The 23,003-nt window shown below is 63.6% G+C and carries 12 protein-coding genes and 1 pseudogene; 9 read left to right on the top strand and 4 right to left on the bottom strand.

The genetic code is table 11. The annotated features are described in order from the left end of the window. The first annotated feature begins 472 nt into the window (after window positions 1-472). A complete protein-coding gene (locus FHS94_RS04645; protein ID WP_184055135.1) occupies window positions 473-1,384 on the top strand; it encodes an endonuclease/exonuclease/phosphatase family protein in 912 nt (303 codons plus the stop codon). On the opposite strand, the gene FHS94_RS04640 is transcribed toward FHS94_RS04645, so the two are convergent. The 3 genes from FHS94_RS04640 to FHS94_RS04630 are packed head-to-tail and all read right to left on the bottom strand — an operon-like array spanning window position 1,326 to window position 5,496. Continuing rightward, complete coding sequence (locus FHS94_RS04640) at window positions 1,326-2,096, bottom strand: copper homeostasis protein CutC (protein WP_184055133.1); 771 nt, start codon at window positions 2,094-2,096, stop codon at window positions 1,326-1,328. The genes FHS94_RS04645 and FHS94_RS04640 overlap by 59 nt on opposite strands. Beyond that, the gene (locus FHS94_RS04635; protein WP_184055131.1) at window positions 2,093-4,507 is read right to left on the bottom strand and encodes a GH92 family glycosyl hydrolase; all 2,415 of its coding nucleotides are present in this window, start codon (window positions 4,505-4,507) and stop codon (window positions 2,093-2,095) included. The genes FHS94_RS04640 and FHS94_RS04635 overlap by 4 nt, the downstream gene beginning before the upstream one ends. Then, on the bottom strand, window positions 4,504-5,496 hold the full coding sequence (locus FHS94_RS04630; RefSeq protein WP_343055163.1) for an ROK family protein: 993 nt from the start codon (window positions 5,494-5,496) through the stop codon (window positions 4,504-4,506). The genes FHS94_RS04635 and FHS94_RS04630 overlap by 4 nt, the downstream gene beginning before the upstream one ends. Before the next feature lie 267 nt (window positions 5,497-5,763). On the opposite strand from FHS94_RS04630, the gene FHS94_RS04625 reads away from it, so the two are divergent. From FHS94_RS04625 to FHS94_RS04590, 8 genes and pseudogenes are all read left to right on the top strand, one after another. Continuing rightward, the gene (locus FHS94_RS04625; protein WP_184055129.1) at window positions 5,764-6,993 is read left to right on the top strand and encodes an ROK family transcriptional regulator; all 1,230 of its coding nucleotides are present in this window, start codon (window positions 5,764-5,766) and stop codon (window positions 6,991-6,993) included. A 64-nt stretch (window positions 6,994-7,057) separates the two neighbouring features. Further along, window positions 7,058-8,977, top strand: a complete 1,920-nt coding sequence (locus tag FHS94_RS04620; protein WP_246348343.1) for a glycoside hydrolase family 2 protein — start codon at window positions 7,058-7,060, stop codon at window positions 8,975-8,977. A 219-nt stretch (window positions 8,978-9,196) separates the two neighbouring features. Beyond that, complete coding sequence (locus FHS94_RS04615) at window positions 9,197-12,364, top strand: TonB-dependent receptor (RefSeq protein WP_343055161.1); 3,168 nt, start codon at window positions 9,197-9,199, stop codon at window positions 12,362-12,364. Between the two features lie 89 nt (window positions 12,365-12,453). Further along, window positions 12,454-13,518, top strand: a complete 1,065-nt coding sequence (locus FHS94_RS04610; protein WP_184055125.1) for a glycoside hydrolase family 43 protein — start codon at window positions 12,454-12,456, stop codon at window positions 13,516-13,518. A 100-nt stretch (window positions 13,519-13,618) separates the two neighbouring features. Then, window positions 13,619-15,907, top strand: a complete 2,289-nt coding sequence (locus tag FHS94_RS04605) for a GH92 family glycosyl hydrolase (RefSeq protein WP_184055299.1) — start codon at window positions 13,619-13,621, stop codon at window positions 15,905-15,907. Further along, window positions 15,856-17,349 (top strand): glycoside hydrolase family 125 protein, encoded by a 1,494-nt coding sequence (locus FHS94_RS04600; RefSeq protein WP_184055123.1) that lies wholly within the window; start codon window positions 15,856-15,858, stop codon window positions 17,347-17,349. The genes FHS94_RS04605 and FHS94_RS04600 overlap by 52 nt, the downstream gene beginning before the upstream one ends. Window positions 17,350-17,643: 294 nt before the next feature. Further along, entirely contained in the window at window positions 17,644-19,959 is a 2,316-nt protein-coding gene (locus FHS94_RS04595) for a GH92 family glycosyl hydrolase (RefSeq protein ID WP_184055121.1), read from the top strand. Between the two features lie 206 nt (window positions 19,960-20,165). After that, window positions 20,166-20,354 (top strand): annotated as a pseudogene (locus FHS94_RS04590) (glycoside hydrolase domain-containing protein); the annotation flags it as partial. A 101-nt stretch (window positions 20,355-20,455) separates the two neighbouring features. Here FHS94_RS04590 and FHS94_RS04585 read toward each other — a convergent pair. After that, window positions 20,456-22,843 (bottom strand): GH92 family glycosyl hydrolase, encoded by a 2,388-nt coding sequence (locus FHS94_RS04585; protein ID WP_184055119.1) that lies wholly within the window; start codon window positions 22,841-22,843, stop codon window positions 20,456-20,458. Window positions 22,844-23,003: the final 160 nt, after the last annotated feature.

The raw sequence follows: 23,003 nt of genomic DNA, 5'->3' as shown, positions 1-23,003 counted from the left end.
GAATGCCCTTGAACTCAAGCGTCGTTCAGGCGGGCAGGCGGGCAAGGCTGGTCTTTGCGAAGTCGCTGGCCAATTCAGGGCGCCACGGTCCGCAGCTGACTTAGCGCAGCTCTGAATTAGGCCAAACACATGGGCCTGATCGCCGCCTTCCACGCCGGTGGCGGCCAGGCCCGCAAGCGTCTCCTACTGTCACCAGCAGCTGTTGCTCTGTCGTCAGCGAAAACCGGAAGGTTTGTGGCGGATTGACGGCGGCTCGTCAGAGCGCGAGCGGCTTCTTCTCGATGCGTTTGGCTAGTGGTCGGCTGGCAGAACTCGTAACGAGGCTCGCCTCGCCAAGTGATCGTGATGACAACCTTGTGTTTGCATTCGACATGCTCGACGGAGTGGGCCGGGAACTGGCTCGGGATGGCGGCCGAGGCACACCGATTCGATCTCGGCAAAGCGCTCGAGCTAGGCACCGTGAGGATTGTAGATGTTACGGCTCTTCTCTCGACCCGCCGCTGTCCTAATACTAGGCACGCTTTCCGCTTGCGCGCCTTCTTTGCGGGTTATGACGTTTAACGTCCGATACGCGTCAGATGACGGCCCCCATAGCTGGAGCGAGCGTCGTCCCGTCATGGTATCGCTGATCCGGAACGCTCGCCCCGATATAGTCGGGACTCAGGAGCTCCTTCAGCGACAAGGGGACGACATAACCCGCGCGCTGCCGAAGTACGTGTGGTTCGGCCGTGACAGGCGTGGTGAGCACACCGATGAACACATGGGAATACTCTATCGGCCTGATAGAGTTCGGCTGGTAGATAGGGGCGATTTCTGGCTGTCGGACACGCCAGACAGGCCAGGGAGCATGAGCTGGGGCACTGACCTGCCCAGGTTGGCAAACTGGGGTGTGTTCGAAACGCTTGGTCATCACCGTCGGCGGTTTGTCTTCGTCGACACGCATTTCGCGCATCGTGACCAGGATGCACATGCCCGGCAGCAAGCCGCGTCATTGATCCTTGCGCGCCTACCACAAATAGCAGCTAATCTGCCGCTCATCTTGGCGGGCGATCTCAATGCAGCTCCGTCAAGCGCCGCTTATTCGTCTCTAGCAGATAACTTCACTGATGCTTGGGCCGCCAGCAAGAGTCGTCTAGGTCCCGACAAGACCTTCCACGACTTCACCGGGATAGCGCAGGAGCGGATAGACTATCTGTTTCTTCGCGGTTTCAGGCCGGAAGAGGTGGTGACCGATACGTCACACGTCGGCACGGTCTATCCATCTGACCACTTTCCGGTCCGAGCAAAGCTCACTTTCAGTCGTCAAGCCGGCCTGGCGCCGAATGCTACGCACGGCGCGAGAATTCGTTCTCGATCACTTGCCGCAAAGCTCCCACTTCGCTGACGTTCGTCTGGCGCGGCGGCGCGGGAAGTTGAAGCACGTTATAAGCATCGGGCAAAGCAGGTCGAGCACGGCTGGCCGATGCGTGAAGATCCTGGACTCCTGAGGCCAGGACGATGGCGGCGTTTTCAGCACGCAATCCCGCGCCTGCCATGATACGGCAACGATCTGCCGATCGTTCCACCATTCGGGCAATCGTCGCTACGCCGGCGGGCGCACTTGTTGCGCCGCCGGAAGTCAGAATATAGTCGAAGCCAAGATCTATGGCGACCTCGACGGCCCCGACAGGATCTTCGACTACGTCGATTGCCCTGTGAAGCGTCAGTCGAACCGTGGCGCTGGTCTCTCGGATCGCGCCGACCCAGTTTGCGAGGGCCCGTGCATCAATCTTACCTTCGCGTACTGCGCCGAATACCAGTCCATGGACGCCCACGTCGATCAGTGCGCGGGCCTCTTGGACCGCGAGGGCCAGTTCCGTCGAGTCATAATCGAAGTCGCCGGCGCGCGGGCGCACCATTGCGTGAACCTTGAGACCTGCGGGTACTGCTAAGCCTAAAGAGAACTCCACCAGCGGGGTTGACGGCGTCAGTCCTCCCGCTGCCAACGCGGAGCAGAGTTCAATGCGGTCTGCACCGCCGGAGAGGGCGGCAACCACTCCGGCTGGCTCATCAACACAAATTTCCAGTCCGGGCCTAATCCGACGGTCAACCGTCATCTGCGCTGCCGGGAGCTAGGACCGCGGCAGCCTTCCGGACATTGCTGTTGGAACGAGGGAGGCGCACTCTCTACGTCGGCTCCCCAATCCTTGTCTGGGGCCGTTGACAATGAGAACTGCAAATGTCCTCCCCGCTGGATGAAGCTTGCGTCAAGCCAGGGTCGCTGGCTTTCTCTTCCGTTCACGCGCAACGAATGAACGTACGGTGCGTCCTTGGCTGCCGCCGGCGCTTCAATTCGGATCGACGCACCCGGACGTTCGATCTTTATCGAGGGAAAAAGAGGGCTGCCGATGACGAGGTCTGCGCGGCCGGGATAGGCTGGATAAAGTCCCATCGCGGCCCAGATGTACCAGGACGACATCTCGCCGAGGTCGTCATTGCCGGATATGCCAGCAGGTGTATTCGTCCAGATCCTCAGCATTGCCTCGCGAACGGCCGCTTGAGTCTTCCAAGGCGCTCCCGCAAAGTTATATAGCCACGGTGCAGCGATGGATGGCTCGTTGTCGAGTTCTGCGTGGAGCGGACCTGCTTTGGTCACGGCCCAGCGACCGGCGCTGTCATGGAAAAGCGAGTCCAATTCAGTCAGCGCTTTATCGCGGCCCCCGATAGCCTCGAACAGGCCTGCGGGATCGAATGGTACCATCCAGCGGTATTGGGCGCCGCTGCCCTCCACGAATTCATCGTCAGCCGCTGGATCGAACGGCGGCCAACTTCCATCCGCGCGTCGCGGCTGAATGTAGCCCGATTGCGGGTGAACAAGATTGCGCCACCAGCCTGCGCGCTCAAGGAACCGGCGCTCGTTCGTTTTGTCACCTACCATGCGCGCGATCTGGGCTACGCCGAAATCGGCAGCCGCTAGCTCAAGCGTGTCAGCTGCGGACCCCCATCCAGGCGCGCCCACCGGCATGTAGTGCAGTTTGAGCCATTGATCGAGGCCGGGGCGCTGTCCGACACAAAGGACGGGGCAGCCGGTGCGGCTTAGGTCCTTGGCCGTCGGCGTGGTAGCGGCTCGCAAAAGCGAGCGGTAGGCACCGCGCAAGTCGAAGTCGCGACCGCCGAAAGAGTAGATCGCGGCAATTGCAGGTGCAGACGGATCTCCGTTCATCACGCCAGTTGCGCCGGTCAGGTGCGTCCAGCGATCCCAAACTCCATGATTCTGCGACGCTTGGTTGAATAGCGATTGGGCGATGTCGGAGCCGACTTTCGGGTTCAGCAGGGTCACGAGCTGAAGCTGCGACCGATACACATCCCACCCTGAGAAGTTCGCGTATTGTGCGAGCTGCCCACGGGCAAGCCGATGCACGGTCCCGTCCATACCCGGGTAGCGACCGTCCACGTCACTGATCAGGCTGGGATCAATCAACGAGTGATACAATGCGGTCGTGAACACAGTGCGGTCGTCGTCCGCTCCTCCCGTCACGGCGATCTGGCCTAGCTGTCTATTCCATGCCGCGCGGCCCGCAGCTTGGGTCGTCTCGAAAGCGGTACCACTCGGGTTTTCTAGACGAAGGTTGGCCAGCGCGCCGGCCTCGTCGACGTAGGAAATGCCGATGCGTGCGGTGATCGTGCGCGTCTTGGCTGGATCAAAGCTTATCCAGCCGCCCGATCCCTTGCCGGAAACAGGAAACCCGGTGTCACCGTACCCTGTGCCACCCCTTGCCGTGGTAGCTCCAGGTTTCACCTCGTGGTCAGTCCAGGTGCCGCCGACCATAAAGTCCTGATCGAACTGAGCGACGAAGTGGAGAGTATAGTAGCTTTGACGGCGATCCGATGAAAGATAACCGCAGAAGTTGCCGCTGGTCACGGTACCTGAGACGGTTCGATGTGCCGCGTCGATGCGGATTGAGGCATCGCTGGATCCCACCTGGGTATCCGACGTTCGAAACAGGACGTTGGCGGCCCCGTCCTTTGGGAAGGTCAGGCGCAGCGCCCCCGTGCGAAGCGTTGCCGCTAAATCAACGTCGACGCCGTTCCCGAGGTGGGCCGAGTACGTTCCTGGGCTGGCGCTCTCTTTTTCATGGTCGAGATAAGCAGCGTAAAGATTTGCGTTCGCGCCGTCAGAGGGGGACGTTTTCACCTCTTTGGTTATCGGCATGATTGGTACGTCGCCGCCCGCGCCGGCACAGCCGCTGCCGGAGACATGAGCGAGCCCGAAGCCACGTACTCCGTTGGAGCGCCACTCATAGCCTCCGGGCGCTGCGGTCACCAGGCCGCTGCCAGGAAGCGGCGCCTCTTCCGGGCTGAACGAGACCATTCCAAAGGGCAAAACCGCGCCTGGAAATTCGTTGCCGCCGTTGGTCGTACCGATGAACGGATTCACCAAGCTGGCAGGGTCTTCAGCTGGACGTTCTTGCCCTATGGCGGCCGAAGCGGTGACTAGCAGGGCTGTGAGGGCGATCGTGCGTTTCATGGGCGGATCATCTCCTGTTGAGCATCGGCTGGCCGCTGAGCTCGCGCGGCGCAGGCGTCGGCGGCGAGCGCGATGGATCCAAGCGGCCCGGCTAGCTCGCCGAGCTCTGGCGGAACGATGTATGGGCCGGGAGGCAGGTCCATATAGCCGTTGAGGCTGTCTAGAAGCGCCGCGTTAACGCGATCGAGCAGGTGCGGCTGTGCTGTGGGCACGCCACCTCCGAGCGCAATCCGCATCGGCCCGCTGTTGCAGACCAGAGCATGGGCCATGGAAGCCAGCGCGGCCACTATGGGATTCCACAGCTGATCGTCCGGCGCTACTTGGCCGAGCACCCTGTTACCGAGCCTAGCCAATAGCGCGCTACCTGACGCGAGCCCTTCGACACAGTCGTCGTGGTAACGGCAGACACTCGGAACTAAGTCGTTTTGAAGACGCGGCACTCGGATGTGCCCTATTTCGCTATGGCCAATGCCGCGTGTCGGGCGTCCGTGAACAAGTAGTCCTACGCCGATCCCGGTGCCCACTGTCACATACGCGAAGTCGTCCAGCCCTCGTCCACTTCCCCAACGCCGCTCCGCCAGTGCTGCACCGTTAACGTCGGTGTCGAACCCGGTTGTAAGCTCAAGGCCGCCTGACAAAGAGCCGAGGACGTCGGCGCCAACCCAGCCCGGCTTGTTGGTGGCTAAGATGTGGCCGTAATCAGAGGATGTGCGGTTCAAGGCGATCGGACCGAAGGACGCAATGCCCAAGGCTTCGATGCCGGTCCTTTCACTCCAGCTTTCCAGGATGGCGCGGATTGCCGGCAACGTCTCGCCAGGTTGCGTGGTCGGCACGGTGTGCTGCTCAATCAGCGCTCGCGGACCGTAGGCGAGAGTGGCGACGCATTTTGTGCCGCCAAGCTCGACGCCAGCAAAGGGGAGCATTGATTCGCTGGTCGACGCCGAAGATTGTATTGAAGAGGTGCCGGATCGAAGCGGGTGCGGCACCACGCCGGGCTCAGGGGAGTTGCGCACGCGAATCTGCTCTCCTTCTGGGGGCTGAGGGCACGACGCCGAGTAGCTAGCGTCCAGATGGAACGGGGTGATAATTCATAAAGACGATAAATCAATTCAGAGGTAGGATCACCGCAGAATGTATCTAGCTTAAGGATGCTGGACACGCAGATCGAAGGGTGATTGCGATCGCCCTCTGCAGACAGGAACGGACGGAGGGCCGAGTAAATTGACGATTGGTAGGGCAAAGAGAGTACGCACCCAATGAGGCGTGCAGCTACAGCGCGATCGCGGCCGCAGCTCTCGGGTACCAACCTGGTCCGTGCTGCCGACCACAACCAGCGCGTGACTCTCCAAGCTATTCGGGTTGGCGGTTCGCTTACCCGCGTCGAGCTTGCCACGATCACCGGCCTGACTCCGCCGTCGATCGCCAACATCACCAAGCGGCTCTTGCAGGACGGCCTGATCGAAGAGGCTGGCCAGCGCAGGGGCGGTCGGGGCCAACCTCCGACAAAACTCGTGATCCGGCGGGACGGTTGCTTCTCGGTGGGCGTCAATATCGACCGCGATCACGTCACATTCGTGCTTGTCGACTTTTCCGGACAAACGCTCGCCCGAGTTTCGGAGGAGGTGTCCTATGCGATGCCTGGCGACGTCCGTGCGGCTTACCGCCGTGCCGTGTCGAGCATGCTTCGGTCCGCCAAGATCGATCGTAGCAAGCTGGTTGGTGTAGGGATCGCCGTGCCTGACGACCTCAGCTCAGTCGATCTGCCGGGCCGTCCAGGTGCTTACTCAGCCTGGGGAGACGTGAACTTTGGCGAGATGTTCGCCAAGCCACTTGAGCTTCCGGTCTTCGTCGAAAACGACGCGGCTGCAGCAGCGATGGGCGAGATGCAACTTGGGCTAGGGCAACACCACAGCAGCTTCTTTTACATCCTCATCTCCTCAGGCTTGGGTGGCGGGTTTGTCGTGGATCAGGGCTACGTTCGCGGGGCAAATGGGCGGAGCGGCGAGCTGGGCTTCATGCTAGCAGAAGACGGAACCGGAGCGCGCGAGCAGGTACAAAAGCTCGTTTCGCTGTCCGGACTTGCACGACTTTTGACGGAAGACGGTTTTACATTGGCGGACGTCGTGGCGCCTGGCCCTTTATCCGCTTCAGTCGGTGCAACGGTAGAGAGGTGGATAGAGAACGCGGCACGCGCTCTGTGCACGCCGTTGGCGGCCATCGATTGCCTGATCAATCCGGCTACGGTGCTGATTGGGGGACGCCTTCCAGGCGTGTTGGTCGAGCGCCTGGCCGAACGCGCCAATGAACTGATGAGGGTGCAGGGCACCTATGTTCCCGCAATCGCGCCGGTAGCTCGTGCGGCGCTATCAGAAGATGCTCCTGCCGTTGGGGCAGCTATTCTGCCATTCAGCCACTTCCTGCTGCCCAAGCAGGGCGCGCTTTGGAAGGTCCCCTCGGGAGAGGACGCAATCAGCATCGCGATGTGAACGCGAGAGAAGAGAGGGAGGTATGCGGGTGCTACCAGTGAGATTGCTTGCATTGGCTGCGGCCATGGCCGCCAGCGGGCTTGCTGCCCAGACGACGCCCGCCCCAACGGCCCCGACCGACAAGGTCTATTCCAGCCTGACTACCCGCTGGGGGCGCCAGGTCACTCCCGCCAATGCATGGCAGAGCTATCCGCGCCCGCATCTGAAGCGGGCGGCGTGGAAAAACCTGAACGGGCTGTGGGACTATGCCATTGCGCCGGCCAACGCGCCCCGGCCTGCGCGTATGGACGGCCAGATACTCGTGCCGTTCGCGGTCGAGTCTCAACTGTCCGGGGTCGGGCGGCGAGTGACTCCCGATGACCGCGTCTGGTACCGGCGCACATTCACCGTTCCGGCGGAGTGGCGCGACAGCCACGTCATGCTCAACTTCGGCGCCGTCGATTTTGCCGCAACGGTGTGGGTCAATGGGGCCGTGGTTGGTTCTCACCAGGGTGGATCTGACTCGTTCGGCTTCGACATCGCGGCCTTCCTCCGCCCGGGCGAGAACGAGGTGGTGGTGCAGGTCGCCGACCCCACATCCGCCGGCAGCCAGCCCCGGGGCAAGCAGTCACTGACGCCGAACGGCATCTGGTACACCGCGACAAGCGGGATCTGGCAGACAGTGTGGATCGAGCCGGTGCCCAAGCTGCACATCGCCGATGTGCGCGCGACGCCCGACATCGACCGCGGAGTAGTTGAAGTCGATGTCGCGCTGAGCGGCTGGGCCGAGGACACGGACGCCGTGCGGCTCACCGCAAGCGCGGGCGGCAAGCGGATTGCGTCAACCGTGATCCGGGCGAACCGGCACGCCAGCCTCAGCATCCCCGCCGCGCGGCTCTGGTCGCCCGACGATCCTTTTCTGTACGATTTGACGGCCGAGTTGGTGACCGTGCGCGATCCCTATGCCGGGCAGAGTGAGCGAGACCGTCACGCCTATGACGCGCGATTTACGGAGCGGGAACGAGACACCTACTCGACGGCGCAGGTTTCAGGAGCGCCGCGGGATCGCGTTGAGAGCTATTTCGGGATGCGCAAGATCGCGGTCGGGGCCGGCCCGGTGCGTGGCCAGCCGACTCTCCTCCTCAACAACAAGCCCGTATTCCAGAACGGGACCCTGGATCAGGGATGGTGGCCAGACGGACTGCTGACGCCCCCCAGCGAGGAAGCCATGAGGAGCGACCTCGTGTTCCTCAAGAGCGCGGGCTTCAACATGGTGCGCAAGCACATCAAGGTGGAGCCTGCCCGGTATTACTACGATGCCGATCACCTCGGGATACTGGTCTGGCAGGACATGCCGTCTGGAGGAGGGGAGGACCAGTTCGTCACCGGCTCCAGCCAGTCTCAGGCGGTGATGTCGGCCGACATGATGGCTCAGAACCAGAATGAGCTGACCCGAATGGTCGGCCAGCTGCGTGGCTTCCCCTCCATCGTCATGTGGGTCGTCAACAACGAGGGCTGGGGCCAGTACGACTCGGCCACCCTTGCCCGGTACGTGAAGGGCATGGATCCGAGCAGGCTGGTCAATGCGGACAGCGGCTGGCTCGACGTTGCTCCGGGCGTGTCCGACGTCTTCGATCTGCATACTTACGAAGATGTGCCGCACGTTCCCACGCGGCAGAGCGCGCGGGCGATCGTCATCGGCGAATATGGCGGGATCGGCCTGCCGGTCGACGGTCATGTCTGGCGACCGGGCAAGCGAAACTGGGGATACCAGACTGCGACCGACCGGCAGGACTACCTCGCCCGGTACCGCCGCAAGCTGACGGAGGTGATCCGCCAGGCTCGCGAAGAGGGCCTCAGCGCATCGGTCTACACCCAGACCACCGACGTTGAGGACGAGATCAACGGGCTACTCACCTATGACAGGGCGGTATCCAAAGCACCCGCCGCAGATCTCGCACGCATCGCCGCGCCGCTCTCAGAAGGCCGGCTCGTCAGCAAGTAGCGAGCCCGCTCCGCCTAGATTCCGGACCCGAACAGAAAGATTCTCACTCGGCTGGACGAGGCAACGCGTCGGCCGAGCAAAAATACACATCGGTCGAATTGACAAATTACTTTTATTATTGCGAACTGTGTCCAGTCGCTGCGTCGACCGAGGGGGTGGTCGCAGCAGTAACCAAGGACGGGACGCCACGGAGCATCCCGAACAGGAGGGAGTGGAACCGTGCCACAGATCGATATCTGCCGCGTCTCAGGATCACCGCGCCGCCGGCTGCTGCCCGCGCTGCTACTCAGCACCGGCCTGTGCGTCGGCCTTAGCGGCGTCGCGCAGGCCCAGCAGACTGACCAAAGTTCGGTTCCAGCGCCATCTTCGGCCCAGACGGGCGCAGCCCCGGCGAGCAACTCAGCTACGAGCATTCAGCAGACCGGGTCGCAAGCCGCGCAACCGAATGGCGAACCTTCGGGCCAGGTATCGCCGGACGAAGTTCCCGCTCCGCAGAACTCAGCCCCCAGTGACACGGGCGGCGACGTCGTCGTCACGGGTTACCGCGCCTCGATCGAAAGCAGCTTGGCGCAGAAGCGCGACGCCAACGCGTTCGTCGACGTGATCACGGCGGAGGATGTCGGCAAGTTCCCCGACAAGAACGTCGCCGACGCTCTCCAGCGCGTGCCGGGCGTAGTGATCGACCGGAGCGGCGGCGAGGGCAGTCGGGTCAGCATTCGCGGCCTTGCTGCCGATCTGACGCTGACCGAGCTCAACGGAAATTTCATTGCGCCGGCCGGTGGGGAGCCCTCGCGCTCATTCGATTACGTCCTGCTGCCGGCCAACCTGATCGGCAGCGTCGAGGTGTTCAAGTCGCCTGAAGCGCGGCTGGACGAGGGCGGCGTCGGCGGCGTCATCATCAACCACACGCGGCGTCCGTTTGACCTGAAGCCCTGGTCGGGCAATCTTCAGGCCGAAGGCACCTATGCCGACGTGACCCATAAGGTTGAGCCGAACATCTCGGGCCTGTTGTCGTGGCACAACGAGGACAAGACCTTCGGTCTGCTTGGCGGTGTAACCTACCAGGAGCGTACCAATCGCACCTTGAGCGCCGGCACCGAAAGCTGGCAGTGGTGGTCGGACGATGACACCAAGACGCCGGCGACCGACGTCAACGGCAATACCTATGCCAACAACAATGCCGTCACCTACTGGGGTGAGGGCACAACCACCCAGAGCGGCAAGCACTATAGCGGCTACTGGGCGCCCCAGTCGGTGGACGAGTTCGCCTTCATCGAGAAGCGCAAGCGCCTCGGCATCCAGGCGACGGCGCAGATGCAGCCCTTTGAAGGCATGAACATCACGGCGAACTATTTCCGGTTTCAGCTGAACGCCAACAACGTCAACCACACTCTCAAGATTCCCGAGTGGGGTTACGGCAACTTCTTCACTGACGCCAAGTTCGATCCGAGCGGCACCATCCTTCAGTCTGCCACTTTTCAGGTGCCGGCCGAGGGAACGGGGTGCCGAACCGTCACGATCAGCCCGACGACTGGCCTGCCTTCCAATCCATGCACCATGGAAACGCCTGCGATGCAGAGCACCTATGTGCGCCAGAAGTTCGTGTCTAACACCTTCGACGTCCACGGCGACTACACGCATGACCGGCTCGATGTCAGCTTCACGCTCGGCAAGACGAAGTCTACGGGCGGCCCGTCGTTCCAGTTCTTCGTTCAGGCCAAGCCGCGCCTGGTTACCGGTCGCGGCGCTGCTGGAAACGTGAACGGCAACCTGCTCAGCCAGTGGACCTTCAACGGCCAGTCAGTCGACATGACCTTTTCGCCGGAACTGCAGCAGAACCTGCAAAATGGCATTTCGCAGGTGGACCTTGGCTCGACCGGCTCGGGGTTCGCCAACAGCGAATTGTCGCAGCGGTACGCCCAAGTCGACCTGACGCGCCATTTCGACAGCTTCATCGACACGATCCAGATTGGCGGCAAGTGGCGGGATAGCAATATCCATCGCGAGACTGGCCGGTTCGAGTGGTACTCGGACGCAGCCAGCAAGCTGCGATATCAGGACACTGCCGGCGCGGCCGTGACCAAGCCCGAGTTCTTCCTTAACCAGCCGATCGGCAACATCGCAGGCGGTTTCTCGACCAACGTGTTCCCGGCCTTCAACATGCCAACCTATCTCGCTTATCTGAACTCGACCTATGGCGATGCGGTCCGGGTGCCCGAGCCCGAAAACCAGTACGACATCCAGGAGAAGATCTGGGCTGGCTATGCCCAGCTGAACTACAAGAGCGGGCCGGTGCGTGGGAACATCGGCCTGCGCATGGCCCACACCAAGCAGGGCGGCGTGTCGACCGACGTCATCAGCTACGAGAACGACTATTGCTTCAATGGTCCGGCCGGCGCCTTGGATCCGAACGTGCCGGTCGGCCCGGACGGCAACTGCCTGGTGATCCCGCGCGACGGCGATCCGGCGCGGGGTGTCCCCGCCCGTGAGGTGCGGGTGTTCAGTCCCAACAGCGAGAGCAAGAGCTACACGAACTGGTTGCCGAGCTTCAACATTTCATGGGATGTCACGCCCAACCTGCTGGTCCGCGGCGAGGCGTCGAAGGTCATCGCGCGCCCCAGCTTTGGTGATCTTGCCGGCCAGCGCTCGTTGACGTTCAATTCCGATCCATTCGTGTTCGACCGCGCGCAGTTCGGCGCGCGTCCGGGCTGGTTCGGCGGCGGTGGTAACTTCGACCTGAAGCCGTTCAGCGCTTGGCAGTATGACGCTGGCGTCGAATGGTATTTCCACCGGGGTTCGGTGGTCGGCTTCACCGCCTTCCGGAAGGATGTGAAGGATTTCGTGGTTCCGCTCGTGCTCGACATCCAGAGCGAGGTCGCGGGCCAGCAGGTCACCGTGCAGCAATATTCGACGCAGGCGAACGGGTCCAAGGCCGTGTCGCAGGGCGTCGAGGTCTATGCCCAGCACACGCTGCCTTTCGGCCTGGGTGCGCAGGTGAACTTCACCTATAACGACACATCGGCGGCCGACGTGTCGCTGAACGGAACTAAGGTCGGGACCTCGCCGCTGGTCGGTAGCTCGAAGACGCAGGTCAACGCGTCGCTCTTCTACGAGAACAAGCGGCTGCTGGTGCGCGGGTCGTACAACCGGCGGGGCGAGCGGGTCGGAGGGCTTGTCTCGGGCCTGAATGTCTACTCGGACCCTTATGAGCAGTTCGACCTCAACGCGTCGTACAACCTGTTCGAGAATGTTCAGTTGACGGCGTCGGTCATCAACCTGACCAAGTCTGAGGAGCGTTCGCATCTGGGCAACGACACCAAGGACCGCTTCGTTGGTAACGAGTATACCGGCCGCCGCTTCTACGCCGGCGCCGCGTTTAAGTTCTGATTACCCGGATGATCCGTTGATGCTGGGGCGGCGCCTGCGCGTGCCGCCCCACTCATATGAAGCCGGGACGACCCGGAAGGGAGAGGGAGATGAGGTTTCGCTTTCGCAGGCTTCTGGGGCTACTGGCCCTCGTAGCGCCGGTGATGGCTACGGCGTCCAATCCCATCGTGCCGGGCTGGTATGCCGACCCGGAAATTCGGGTCTTTGCCGGGCGGTACTGGATCTACCCGACCTACTCCGCCGATGCGGGCGCGCCCGACCGGTCGGCCCATTTCACGCCTACGCAGGTCGAGTTTCGCAAGCGGCACACCGTGCGCCCGTCCTATGCGTATCAGACCTTCTTCAACGCCTTCTCGTCGCCCGACCTGGTTCATTGGACCAAGCATCCGCACGTCCTCGACGTCAGCGGTGTATCATGGGCGGCCTATGCGGTCTGGGCGCCATCGGTGATCGAGGCGGGCGGCAAGTACTACATGTTCTTCGGCGCCAACGACATCCAGAGCGACCAGGAACATGGCGGCATTGGCGTGGCGGTCAGCGACAAGCCCGGCGGCCCGTTCAAGGACGCGCTCGGCAAGCCGCTAGTTGATGCATTCCACAATGGCGCGCAGCCGATCGACCCATTCGTGTTCCGTGACACGGACGGGCAAGTGTACCTTTACTATGGCGGTTGGCGGCACTGTAACGTCGTGCGGCTCAGCAAGGACATGCGCCGCGTCCTGCCCTATCCCGACGGGTCGACCTGGAAGGAGATCACGCCGCCCGGCTATGTCGAGGGATCGTTCGTGATCAAGCGGCGCGGCGTTTACTACCTGATGTGGTCGGAAGGGGAGTGGACCGGCTCCGACTACCGTGTCGCCTATGCCACCGGCCCCAGCGCGATTGGCCCATTCAAGCCGCGAGGGATCATCCTGCAGGAAGATTTGCGGGTCGCACGCGGCGCGGGCCACCATTCGGTGGTCAACGTGCCCGGCACCGACCGCTGGTACATCGCCTATCACCGGCGTTCGTTGAGCGACGAAATCGGGGAGCATCGCGAGCTTGCGATGGAGCGGATGAACTTCAATCCGGACGGCACCATCCGTCCCGTTGTGCTGACCAACAAGGGCGTCCTGCCCGAGCGGCTCCGCGGCCCGAAAAAGCCGGCTGCCTGAGCCTAGATCAAGAAGAGGAACACTCGTGAGCATTCTGTCCGCTAGACCGTTGCGGGCCGGCATCGCCGCCCTCTTCGCTGCCGCGTCCGTCCTCCCGGCGATGGTGCCTGCGATCGCCCAAGGACCGTCCCATGGCGCGACGGCCCGGGCGGGGGCGCTGTCCGACCTGATCAACCCGCTGATGGGCACCGACTCCACCTACGAATTGTCATACGGCAACACCTATCCGGCAGTGGCCGTCCCCTTCGGCATGAACTTCTGGACGCCCGTGACCGGAAAACCCGGCAGCGGCTGGGGGTATATGTACCATGACAACAAGATCAACGGCATCAAGCAGACGCACCAGCCCAGCCCGTGGATGAACGACTACGCCGCGTTCTCGCTCATGGCGGAAACGGGCGCGCTAAAGATCAAGGAGGATGAGCGCGCCTCCTGGTACAGCCACAAGGCCGAGGAGAGCCACCCTTACAGCTACAAAGTCTACCTCGCCGACTATGACGTGACCGCGGAGGTCGCGCCGACCAACCGCGCGGCGCAGTTCCGCTTCACCTTTCCCAAGGCGGACGACGCGCACATCCTGCTCGACGGATTGCCCGGCGGATCGATGGTCACGGTCGACCCGCAGCGTCGCCGCATCACCGGCTATGTGCGTAACAACCATGGTGGCGTGCCCGGTAATTTCCGCAACTACTTCGTCGCGCAGTTCGACCATGACTTTGCGGTCAGCCGCACCTGGGATGACAATTGGCAACTGACGAGCGACCGGACGCGCGAGGGCGGGCATGTCGGCGCGGTCGTCAGCTTCGCGACACGCGCGGGCGAGCAGGTCGGGGTCAAGGTCGCCTCCTCCTTCATCAGCGCCGAACAGGCCGAGCGCAATCTGAGTACTGAGGTCGGCAGCGACAGCTTCGACGCGACACGGGCAAAGGCGAAGCAGGCCTGGGACCGGGAGCTCTCCCGGATCCAGGTAACCGACCCCAATCTGGAAAACCGCCGCACCTTCTACTCGGCGCTGTACCGGATGCTGCAGTTCCCGCGCATGTTCTACGAGATCGACGCGCGCGGTCAGCCGGTGCACTACAGCCCATATGACGGGAACGTGCATCCCGGCTTCATGTACACCGACAATGGGTTCTGGGACACATGGCGCGCGGTGTTCCCATGGTTCGCGCTAATGTATCCCGAGCGCGACAGCGAAATCATGCAGGGGCTGGCCAACACCTACAAGGAGGGAGGCTGGCTGCCCGAATGGGCGAGCCCTGGATACCGTGACGTGATGATCGGGTCGAACTCGACCAACATCATCGCGGATGCCTATCTCAATGGCGTGCGCGGCTTCGATGTCGAAGCGCTCTACCAGGCGATGGTGAAGAACGCGACGACCAGCCAGGGTCGGCCGGTGGACAAGCGCGGCAACGTCGTCGGCGCGGTCGGTCGCGAGGGCGCGGAGCATTACAACCAGCTCGGCTACGTGCCCTACGACGTCGGCATTAACGAGAACGCCGCGCGTACGCTTGAATATGCGACGGCCGACTTCTCGCTGTCGCGCCTGGCCGCCGCGCTCGGCAAGACGGAGGACGCGCGGCTCTATGCCACGCGCGCGCAGAACTACCGCAAGCTGTTCGATGCGCAGACCGGCTGGATGCGCGGGCGCAATCGCGACGGGTCATGGGAAACGCCGTACAACCCCTACAAATGGGGTGATGCGTTCACGGAGGGCAACGCGCTCCATTATAGCTGGTCGGTAATGCAGGACGTGCAGGGCCTGATCGACCTGATGGGCGGGGACCGCAAATTCGTGGACCGGCTCGACTCCGTGTTCACCACGCCGCCGATCTTTGACGACAGCTATTACGGCCAGGTCATCCACGAGATCCGCGAGATGCAGATCGTGAACATGGGCCAGTACGCCCATGGCAACCAGCCGATCCAGCACATGATCTACCTGTACGACTGGGCGGGGGCGCCGTGGAAGGCACAATATCATGCGCGCGACATCATGCGCCGCCTCTATGCTCCGACCCCGGACGGGTACCCGGGCGACGAGGATAATGGCCAGACATCGGCCTGGTATGTCTTCTCCGCGCTGGGCTTCTACCCGGTCACGCCGACGGTGGGCCAATATGCGGTCGGCAGCCCGTTATTCCGCAACGTCCGCCTGACCATGCCCGGCGGCAAGGTGCTGACCATCGAGGCGCAGAACAATGGGCCCGACAATGTCTACATCCAGTCCGCTACGCTGAACGGGCGCCCGTACGACAAGCCCTGGCTGTCGCGGGAGGCGCTGCAGGCGGGCGGCACGCTGCGCTTCAACATGGGGCCGACGCCGAACAAGGCATGGGGCGCCCGCAAGGCCGACGCGCCCTTCTCGATGAGTGCGGCAAAGTGAGCGGCATCGGCACGCCCGACCGCCGTACGGTGCTGGCCGGGGCAGGGGCGCTGGCCTTGTCAACTGCGCTCCCCGCCGAAGCATCCGCGCAAGCCTTTGTCAGCAAGCGTCCGCCGGCCGGGCAGCGCCGTTTCATCAGCAAGGCGGTGGAGGCGGAGATCCGCCGTGTGAAGGCGAAGGTCGCCGATCCCGAGCTCGCCTGGTTATTCGAGAATTGCTATCCCAACACGCTCGACACCACGGTTGAGGCGAGCACCCTCGCGGGCAGGCCCGACACCTTCATCATCACCGGTGACATCAACGCGATGTGGCTGCGCGACAGTTCGGCCCAGGCGCAAACCTATGTGCATCTGGCGGCGCGCGACGCCGATCTGCGGCGGCTTTTCCAGGGGCTGATCCAGCGGCAGGCGCGCTGCATCCTGCTCGATCCTTACGCCAACGCGTACATGAAGGACCCTGCAGCCAAGTCGAACCTCGAATGGTCGCAAGTCGACGATACCGAGATGAAGCCGGGCGTGGCTGAGCGGAAATGGGAGATCGACTCCCTTTGCTACACCATGCGGATCGCGCACGCATACTGGACCAACACGCGCGACAAGACGCCGTTCGACGACACCTGGTCACGCGCGGCGCGGTTGGCGGTGGCGACGTTCCGGGTGCAGCAGCGCAAGGACGGTCCAGGCCCTTATCACTTCCAGCGCAAGGCCGCGGCGCCGACCGACAGCCTGCCCATGGCGGGCTTTGGTGCACCGACGCGCAAGGTCGGGCTGATCCATTCGGGGTTCCGCCCGTCGGACGATGCCTGCGTCTACCCCTTCCTGATCCCGTCCAACCTGTTCGCCGTATCCGCGTTACGCAAGGTCGCGCAGGTTCATCGTGAGACGCGCGGCGACGACGCTGCTGCCGTCGAGGCAGAGGCGCTGGCGACGGAGGTCGACGCTGCACTCCGCGCGCATGCGCTGGTGCCGGACGGCCAGGGCGGGCAGGTCTGGGCCTATGAGATCGACGGCTTCGGCAATTGGATCTTCATGGACGATGCCAACGTGCCAAGCCTGTCGGGCCTGGCGCTGATCGGCGCGGCGGCGCGCGAGGATGCGCTGTTCCGCCGCACCGCCGCGCTCGCCTGGAGCGCGCGCAACCCGTATTTCTTCGCCGGAACAGCGGCGCAAGGGATCGGCGGTCCTCACATCGGACAGGACATGATCTGGCCGATGTCGATCATCACCCATGCCATGAACAGCGACGATGACGCCGTCATTCGCCAGTGCCTGTCGTGGCTGAAGGCAACCCATGGCGGGACCGGCTTCATGCACGAATCCTTCAACAAGGATGATCCGAAGACCTTCACCCGGTCCTGGTTCGCCTGGGCGAACGGGCTGTTCGGCGACCTGATTCTGGACCTTGAACGGCGCAAGCCCGCGCTGCTCGCGCAGCAATACTGACTCTTAGTTCGATGCAGTTCGTCATGACAACGACAGGAGTTCCGTCATGACTATCGCCGAGCACGGCCAGCAGTCGGGTGAGAAGGGCACTGCCGTGCTCGGCGCTACCCTGCTCGACGCGGCGAAACAGCGCATCCCGAACCGCTCAGGCCCGACCTGTTCGTCGGTAGCGGCAAACATAGTCATGTCTCATGAGCCTATGCCTGCTCGGCAAGCTGATCCTCTATCTCGAACGGCGCAAGCCTGCGCTGTTCACCCGACCATATCGATCTTCCGTTCAACAGGAGCTCCGTCATGACCACCGCAAGCAGGCGCGAGTTGCTGGTGGGGAGCGGATTGGCCGCGCTCGGCGCCACGCTGCCGGGGGATGCCATTGCGGCGCGTCCCGATCCGCTGCGACCGGACCTGTTCATCGGCACAGGCGGGCACGGGCACACTTACCCTGGGCCGACGTTGCCGTTCGGGATGGTGCAGCTTGGCCCCGACACCGACAACACGCGTTGGGACTCCTGCTCGGGCTATCACCAGGGTGACGGCTCGATCATGGGCTTCTCCCATACTCACCTGTCTGGCACGGGTATCGGCGACATGCTCGACGTGCTGGTGGTGCCGACGCGAGGGCCGCTGGAACTGCAGGCGGGCGTGCTCGGCAAGCCTGACGAGGGTTATCGCCAGCGCTTCTCTGAAGAGCTAGCCGAGCCAGGCTATTATCGCGTGCGGCTGGAATCGGGCGTGCTCGCCGAACTCACGGTGACGGAGCGGACGGGGCTTCACCGCTACACGTTCCCACAAGGGCCGGGGCACCTGCTGATCGACTTCGCCCATGCCGTGGTCGACACTTGGGATAAGGGCACGCTGGTCGAGCAGGCGTCGCTGACGCTGTCGCCAGATGGCATGCTGACGGGCAGCCGGCGCGTGAACCGCTGGGCCAAGGGACGGCACATCCACTTCGCCATGCAACTGTCGCGGCGGCCGGATCGGGTGCAGTTCTTCAGCGAGGATCAGTCCCAGCCTGCCGGCGCGAATACCGTTACGGGCAAGCGGCTGAAAGCGGCCTTGTTCTTCGACAATGCCGGCGCTGCGCCGGTCCTGGTCAAGACCGGCATCTCCGCCGTGGACCTGGCCGGGGCTAGGCAGGCCCTGTCGACCGAGGCGCCGGGCTGGACCTTTGACGCGACACGACGGACGGCCGCGCGAACCTGGGCGCAGGCGCTCGATTGCATCCGTGTCGAGGGCGGCACGCCTGCACAGCGCACGATCATGGCAAGCGCACTCTACCATGCGCTGCTGTCGCCGACCTTGTTCACCGATGTCGACGGCCGTTATGTCGGGCTCGATCGCCAGGTGCACAAGGCCGCGGCCGGTACGCCCGCCTACAGCACCTATTCGCTCTGGGACACGTATCGCGCACTGCACCCGTTGCTGACGCTGGTCCGGCCCGAGATGGCGGAGCGCTTCGCCCGCGACCTTGTCCGCCAGACCCAGGAAAGCCCGACCGGCCCGCCCGTCTGGCCGCTGCAAGGTGTCGAAACCGCGTGCATGATAGGCTGGCACGCGGTGTCGGTGATGGCGGAAGCATGCGCCAAGGGGATCAAGGCGGACTACGCTGCCGCCTGGCCGCAGATCCGCCGGCGTGCGTTCGATCGCGACTTCCCGGACATCGACAGCACGCTCGGCCGCGGCTTCTACTACGACCTGGGCTTCATTCCGGCCGACAAGGTGTGGGAGTCGGTCAGCCGCACCCAGGAATATGCCTATGACGATTGGGCCATGGCGGTGCTCGCCGACGCTGCCGGCGCGCGCGAGGACGCGGCAACGCTACGCAAGCGCAGCCTGAATTATCGTAACGTCATCAGCCAGGAAGTCGGCTTCGCACGCCCGCGTTTCGCGGACGGCAGCTGGTGGACGCCCTATGACCCGATCCAGCTCGGCCACAATCCTGAGAAGCAGCGCGATTATACGGAGGCGAATGGCTGGCAGGCGACCTTCCTCAACCAGCACGATGTTTACGGCCTGATCGAGTTGTTCGGGGGCGACGCCGCTTTCGAGCGCAAGCTCGACGCGCTGTTCACTGCGCCTTCGACGCTGCCCAGGAACGCGCCACCCGACATCTCCGGGCTGGTCGGCCAATATGCGCACGGCAACGAACCCGACCAGCACGCTGCATATCTTTATGCCTATGCCGGTGCGCCGTGGAAGACGCAGGCCATGGTTCGCCGGCTGCTGACCGAGATGTACAAGGCGGACCCGGACGGCGTGATCGGCAACGATGATTGCGGCCAGACCAGCGCGTGGTTCATCCTGAGCTCGCTGGGCTTCTATCCGGTCGATCCGGTCAGCGGCGTGTACGTGTTCGGCTCACCCTTGTTCGACGCGGCGGAGCTGGACCTTGGCGGCCGCAAGCTCCGCATCCGGACCACCGGCAACGGGCCCGATGCGCCCTACATTCAGTCGGTGCAATGGAATGGGCAGCCCTGGACGCGCGGCTGGATCAGCCATGCGGACCTCGCCAAGGGCGGCGAGCTGGTATTCGCGATGGGCACCAGGCCGTCGCGCTTCGGCGCGGCGAAAGCGGATCGGCCGCCGTCATACGGGCGCGGTCCCGCCTGAATACACGACCCCGGAATGTGCAGCGTCCTTCCAGGAGAGAGGCGCTAGCTTCGAAAACGACCAGCGGCGTTGGAAAGGCTCACAGGCCGAGGTCTAGACGGGGGGCGGCCTCGGCGCCGCTGCCCGAGGCACGGTTCAGGTTGGCGTGGATCGTCAGTACAAGCGTTGCGCCGTCCTTCACCGGATGAGCGGAAGGAGAGCGCAAGCTTATCGTCCGCCCCAGCGGCACCAGTCCCGATCGGCCCTATACTCAAATGGTGACCTGGAACGGCCGCCCCTGGACGCGCGGCTGGATCAGCCATCCCGACCTGGTCAAGGGCGGCGAGTTGGCCTTTGTGATGGGAACCGCGCCATCCCGTTTCGCGACGGCCAAGCCGGTCGTCCCGCCATCATAAAGGCGAGGTCTCACCTGAGAACAAAAACCCCGGAAGGTGCAACGACCTTCCGGGGGAGAGCCGCCGGTTTGGGGAACGGACCAGCGGTATCGGAAAGCCGTTCAGCGGGCCGAGGTCATGGAAGGCGGCGCTGCACCGGGCGCGCTGCCCCAGTTCGGGTTCGGCCTCGGTCCCATGGTCAGCACCAACGTCGCGCCGTCCTTCACATCGGCATGGCTGAACCACGGCTTGGTCCAGGGCCGGCCGTTCAGGGTCGCTGATTGGATGTAGGCGTTAATGGGCGAGTTATTGCGCGCGACGATCTCCAGCGCCTTGCCATTGCCCATCTGAAGCCGGACGCGGTCGAACAACGGGCTTCCGAGCACGTAGACGTCGCTCGATGGGTCGACGGGGTAGAACCCCATCGCGCTCAGCACATACCAGGACGACGTCGCGCCCTGGTCGTCCATGCCCGGATAGCCATAGCCCGATGCGTCGCTGCCATAGAGCGTGTCGAGGATGCGCCGCGACAGCGCCTGCGTCTTCCAGGGCTGCCCACTCCAGGCGTAATAATAAGCGGCCTGCTGATCGGGCTGGTTGCCCTGCACATACTGCCCGATCATGCCCGTGCAGTCGCGGCAGATGCCGGTCGGGCGATAGGGCGTCGAGAAGAACTGGTCGAGCTTCGCGTTGAAGGCGGCGCGCCCGCCCAACGCGCCCGACAGTCCGTCAACATCGTGAGGCACCAGCCACAGCGTCGACCAGCCAGACGCTTCCTTCATCATAAAGTTGTAATAGGGCTCCTGCGGATCGAACGGAGCGATCCATTTGCCATCGGTAGTGCGTCCGCGGATGAAGCCGGTCGAGCGGTCGAAAACGTTGCGCCAATTGGCCGCGCGGCGGCGGAAGAGCTGGGCGTCGTCCTTCTTGCCCAGCCGGTCCGCGAACTCGGCCAGGGCATGGTCGTCCCAGGCGTATTCCAGCGTGGTCGCGGCGCCTGCCTTGCCGTCGGCATAGGGCGGGCTGGGATTGCCGGCGGGCACGATGTCCGAGATCCAGCCGTTCTTTATGTACTCGGCGAGATAGCCGCGGGGCCCCTTCGGGTCGGTCGCGTTCTTGCGCAGGTATTCATAGGCTGCGGCATAGTCGAACGGGATGCCGCGCCGCATCGCGCCCAGGTACAGGAACACCGCGTTGTCACCGTGGAACGAGGTGTTCATGTACCCACGCTCACGCGCCATCTCGAGCTCGGATTGCATGATGTCCTGCACGACCTCGGGCTCCATCAGCTCGAGCAGCACGATCTGGTTGCGACCGGTATCCCAGAACGGCACCGGGCCATAACGGTCGTGCGTGGCGGTCTGGACCTTGCCATTGGTGTCCGCGAACGGCTCGCCCTTCTTGGCGATCAGCCGCGGGCTGGCAAACGACTGGAACAGCGTCGAATAGAACAGCATCCGCTGCTTTGCCGTGCCGCCGCTGACCTGGACCCGATCAAGCAGGTTAGCCCAGGCGGATCGCGCCCGACCCCGGACCTGGTCGAAGTCCCAGCCCGGATTTTCTTCCCGGATGCGGCGCTCGGCATCGGCATAGCTGGTGCCGTGCGCCATCTTCACCATCACCGCCTCGCCGTCGCGGGTAGTGAAGTCCAAATAAGCGCCCGCGAAACTGCCCTCCACGGTGTTCGCGCCAGGAAAGCTGTCGCTGGTGCCGATGCCATAGCCGCGGGCGTCGCCCGGCGATTTGCGGAAGGTGCCGTGGCTGCGGAACGGCTTGGAGAATTGCGCGACGAAATAGCTGCCGTCCGGCGCGTCGCGGTCGCCGCGCCGGGTCGCGACGCCGCGCACCGTGCGATCGCCGACCACCTCGACCGAGCCGCCCCGGCCTGGCAGGTTGAGCACCAGATGTGACTGTTCGCTGGCGGGGAAGGTGAACCGCATCATGCTGGTCCACTGCGTCGCGGTAAGCTCGGCGCGGGTGCGGAACGTATCGAGAAAAACCGAGTAGTAGCCCGGCGCCGCCTGTTCCTTGGCCTTGTCATACGACGATTGGCTGCCGCCCGGCGGCACCGTCCAGTTGCCGACCACGGGCATGATCATCGGCTGCGCCCGACCGCCATAGGTGGGCCCGCCGCCGCCAGTGAAGCCGATCATGGTGGGGTTGGGGTAATGGTACGGCGTTTCGACGCCGGTCGGATAGGTCAGCGCGATGTTGTTGTTGACCGGCGCGGCCTCAACCGAGCTGTGAGGCAGCCGCGCGCCGGGAGAGGTCTGGCCCGAGTAGAGCGGCTCGCCCGGCGGGGGCGCGTTGCCGATCAGTTCCGGGCGGTCGAGAGGTGCCGTGCCGACGAGTGGATTGGCTGTCTCGACCGGTTCGCCACTTGATTTCGCGGACTGCCCAAAGGCCACGGCGGACCCGCTCGCAGCCAACAGCGTTGCAGTCGCGAGTAACGCCATTCGCGTGTGCCGCCAGCCTGTCTGCTCGAAATCGGAGTTCGCCTGGTAGTTCATACATCCGCTCCTGATGTCGGCATTTTCGCAGAGCAGCCGATCACCTTCAGCAGGCAATAAACAAATCATTTTGTCAATTCTATTCAACTGCGACCTTCACCGATAGGGTGCGGACAATGAACCATGGTTCACAGTGCCTGCCCGACGACTAGTCAGCGGA

Source organism: Sphingomonas aerophila (genome assembly GCF_014199305.1).
Lineage (GTDB): Bacteria > Pseudomonadota > Alphaproteobacteria > Sphingomonadales > Sphingomonadaceae > Sphingomonas > Sphingomonas aerophila.
The sequence above is the reverse complement of the archived record's forward strand: the minus strand, read 5'-3'. Positions and strand labels throughout refer to the sequence as shown.

What these genes read in the sequence shown, in the direction of transcription:
- FHS94_RS04585 (WP_184055119.1), bottom strand. Translation starts at nt 22,843, where the DNA reads ATGAACTACCAGGCGAACTCCGATTTCGAGCAGACAGGCTGGCGGCAC.
- FHS94_RS04605 (WP_184055299.1), top strand. Translation starts at nt 13,619, where the DNA reads ATGGTGCCTGCGATCGCCCAAGGACCGTCCCATGGCGCGACGGCCCGG.
- FHS94_RS04595 (WP_184055121.1), top strand. Translation starts at nt 17,644, where the DNA reads ATGACCACCGCAAGCAGGCGCGAGTTGCTGGTGGGGAGCGGATTGGCC.
- FHS94_RS04645 (WP_184055135.1), top strand. Translation starts at nt 473, where the DNA reads ATGTTACGGCTCTTCTCTCGACCCGCCGCTGTCCTAATACTAGGCACG.
- FHS94_RS04610 (WP_184055125.1), top strand. Translation starts at nt 12,454, where the DNA reads ATGAGGTTTCGCTTTCGCAGGCTTCTGGGGCTACTGGCCCTCGTAGCG.
- FHS94_RS04620 (WP_246348343.1), top strand. Translation starts at nt 7,058, where the DNA reads ATGGCCGCCAGCGGGCTTGCTGCCCAGACGACGCCCGCCCCAACGGCC.
- FHS94_RS04600 (WP_184055123.1), top strand. Translation starts at nt 15,856, where the DNA reads ATGGGGCGCCCGCAAGGCCGACGCGCCCTTCTCGATGAGTGCGGCAAA.
- FHS94_RS04635 (WP_184055131.1), bottom strand. Translation starts at nt 4,507, where the DNA reads ATGAAACGCACGATCGCCCTCACAGCCCTGCTAGTCACCGCTTCGGCC.
- FHS94_RS04625 (WP_184055129.1), top strand. Translation starts at nt 5,764, where the DNA reads ATGAGGCGTGCAGCTACAGCGCGATCGCGGCCGCAGCTCTCGGGTACC.
- FHS94_RS04640 (WP_184055133.1), bottom strand. Translation starts at nt 2,096, where the DNA reads ATGACGGTTGACCGTCGGATTAGGCCCGGACTGGAAATTTGTGTTGAT.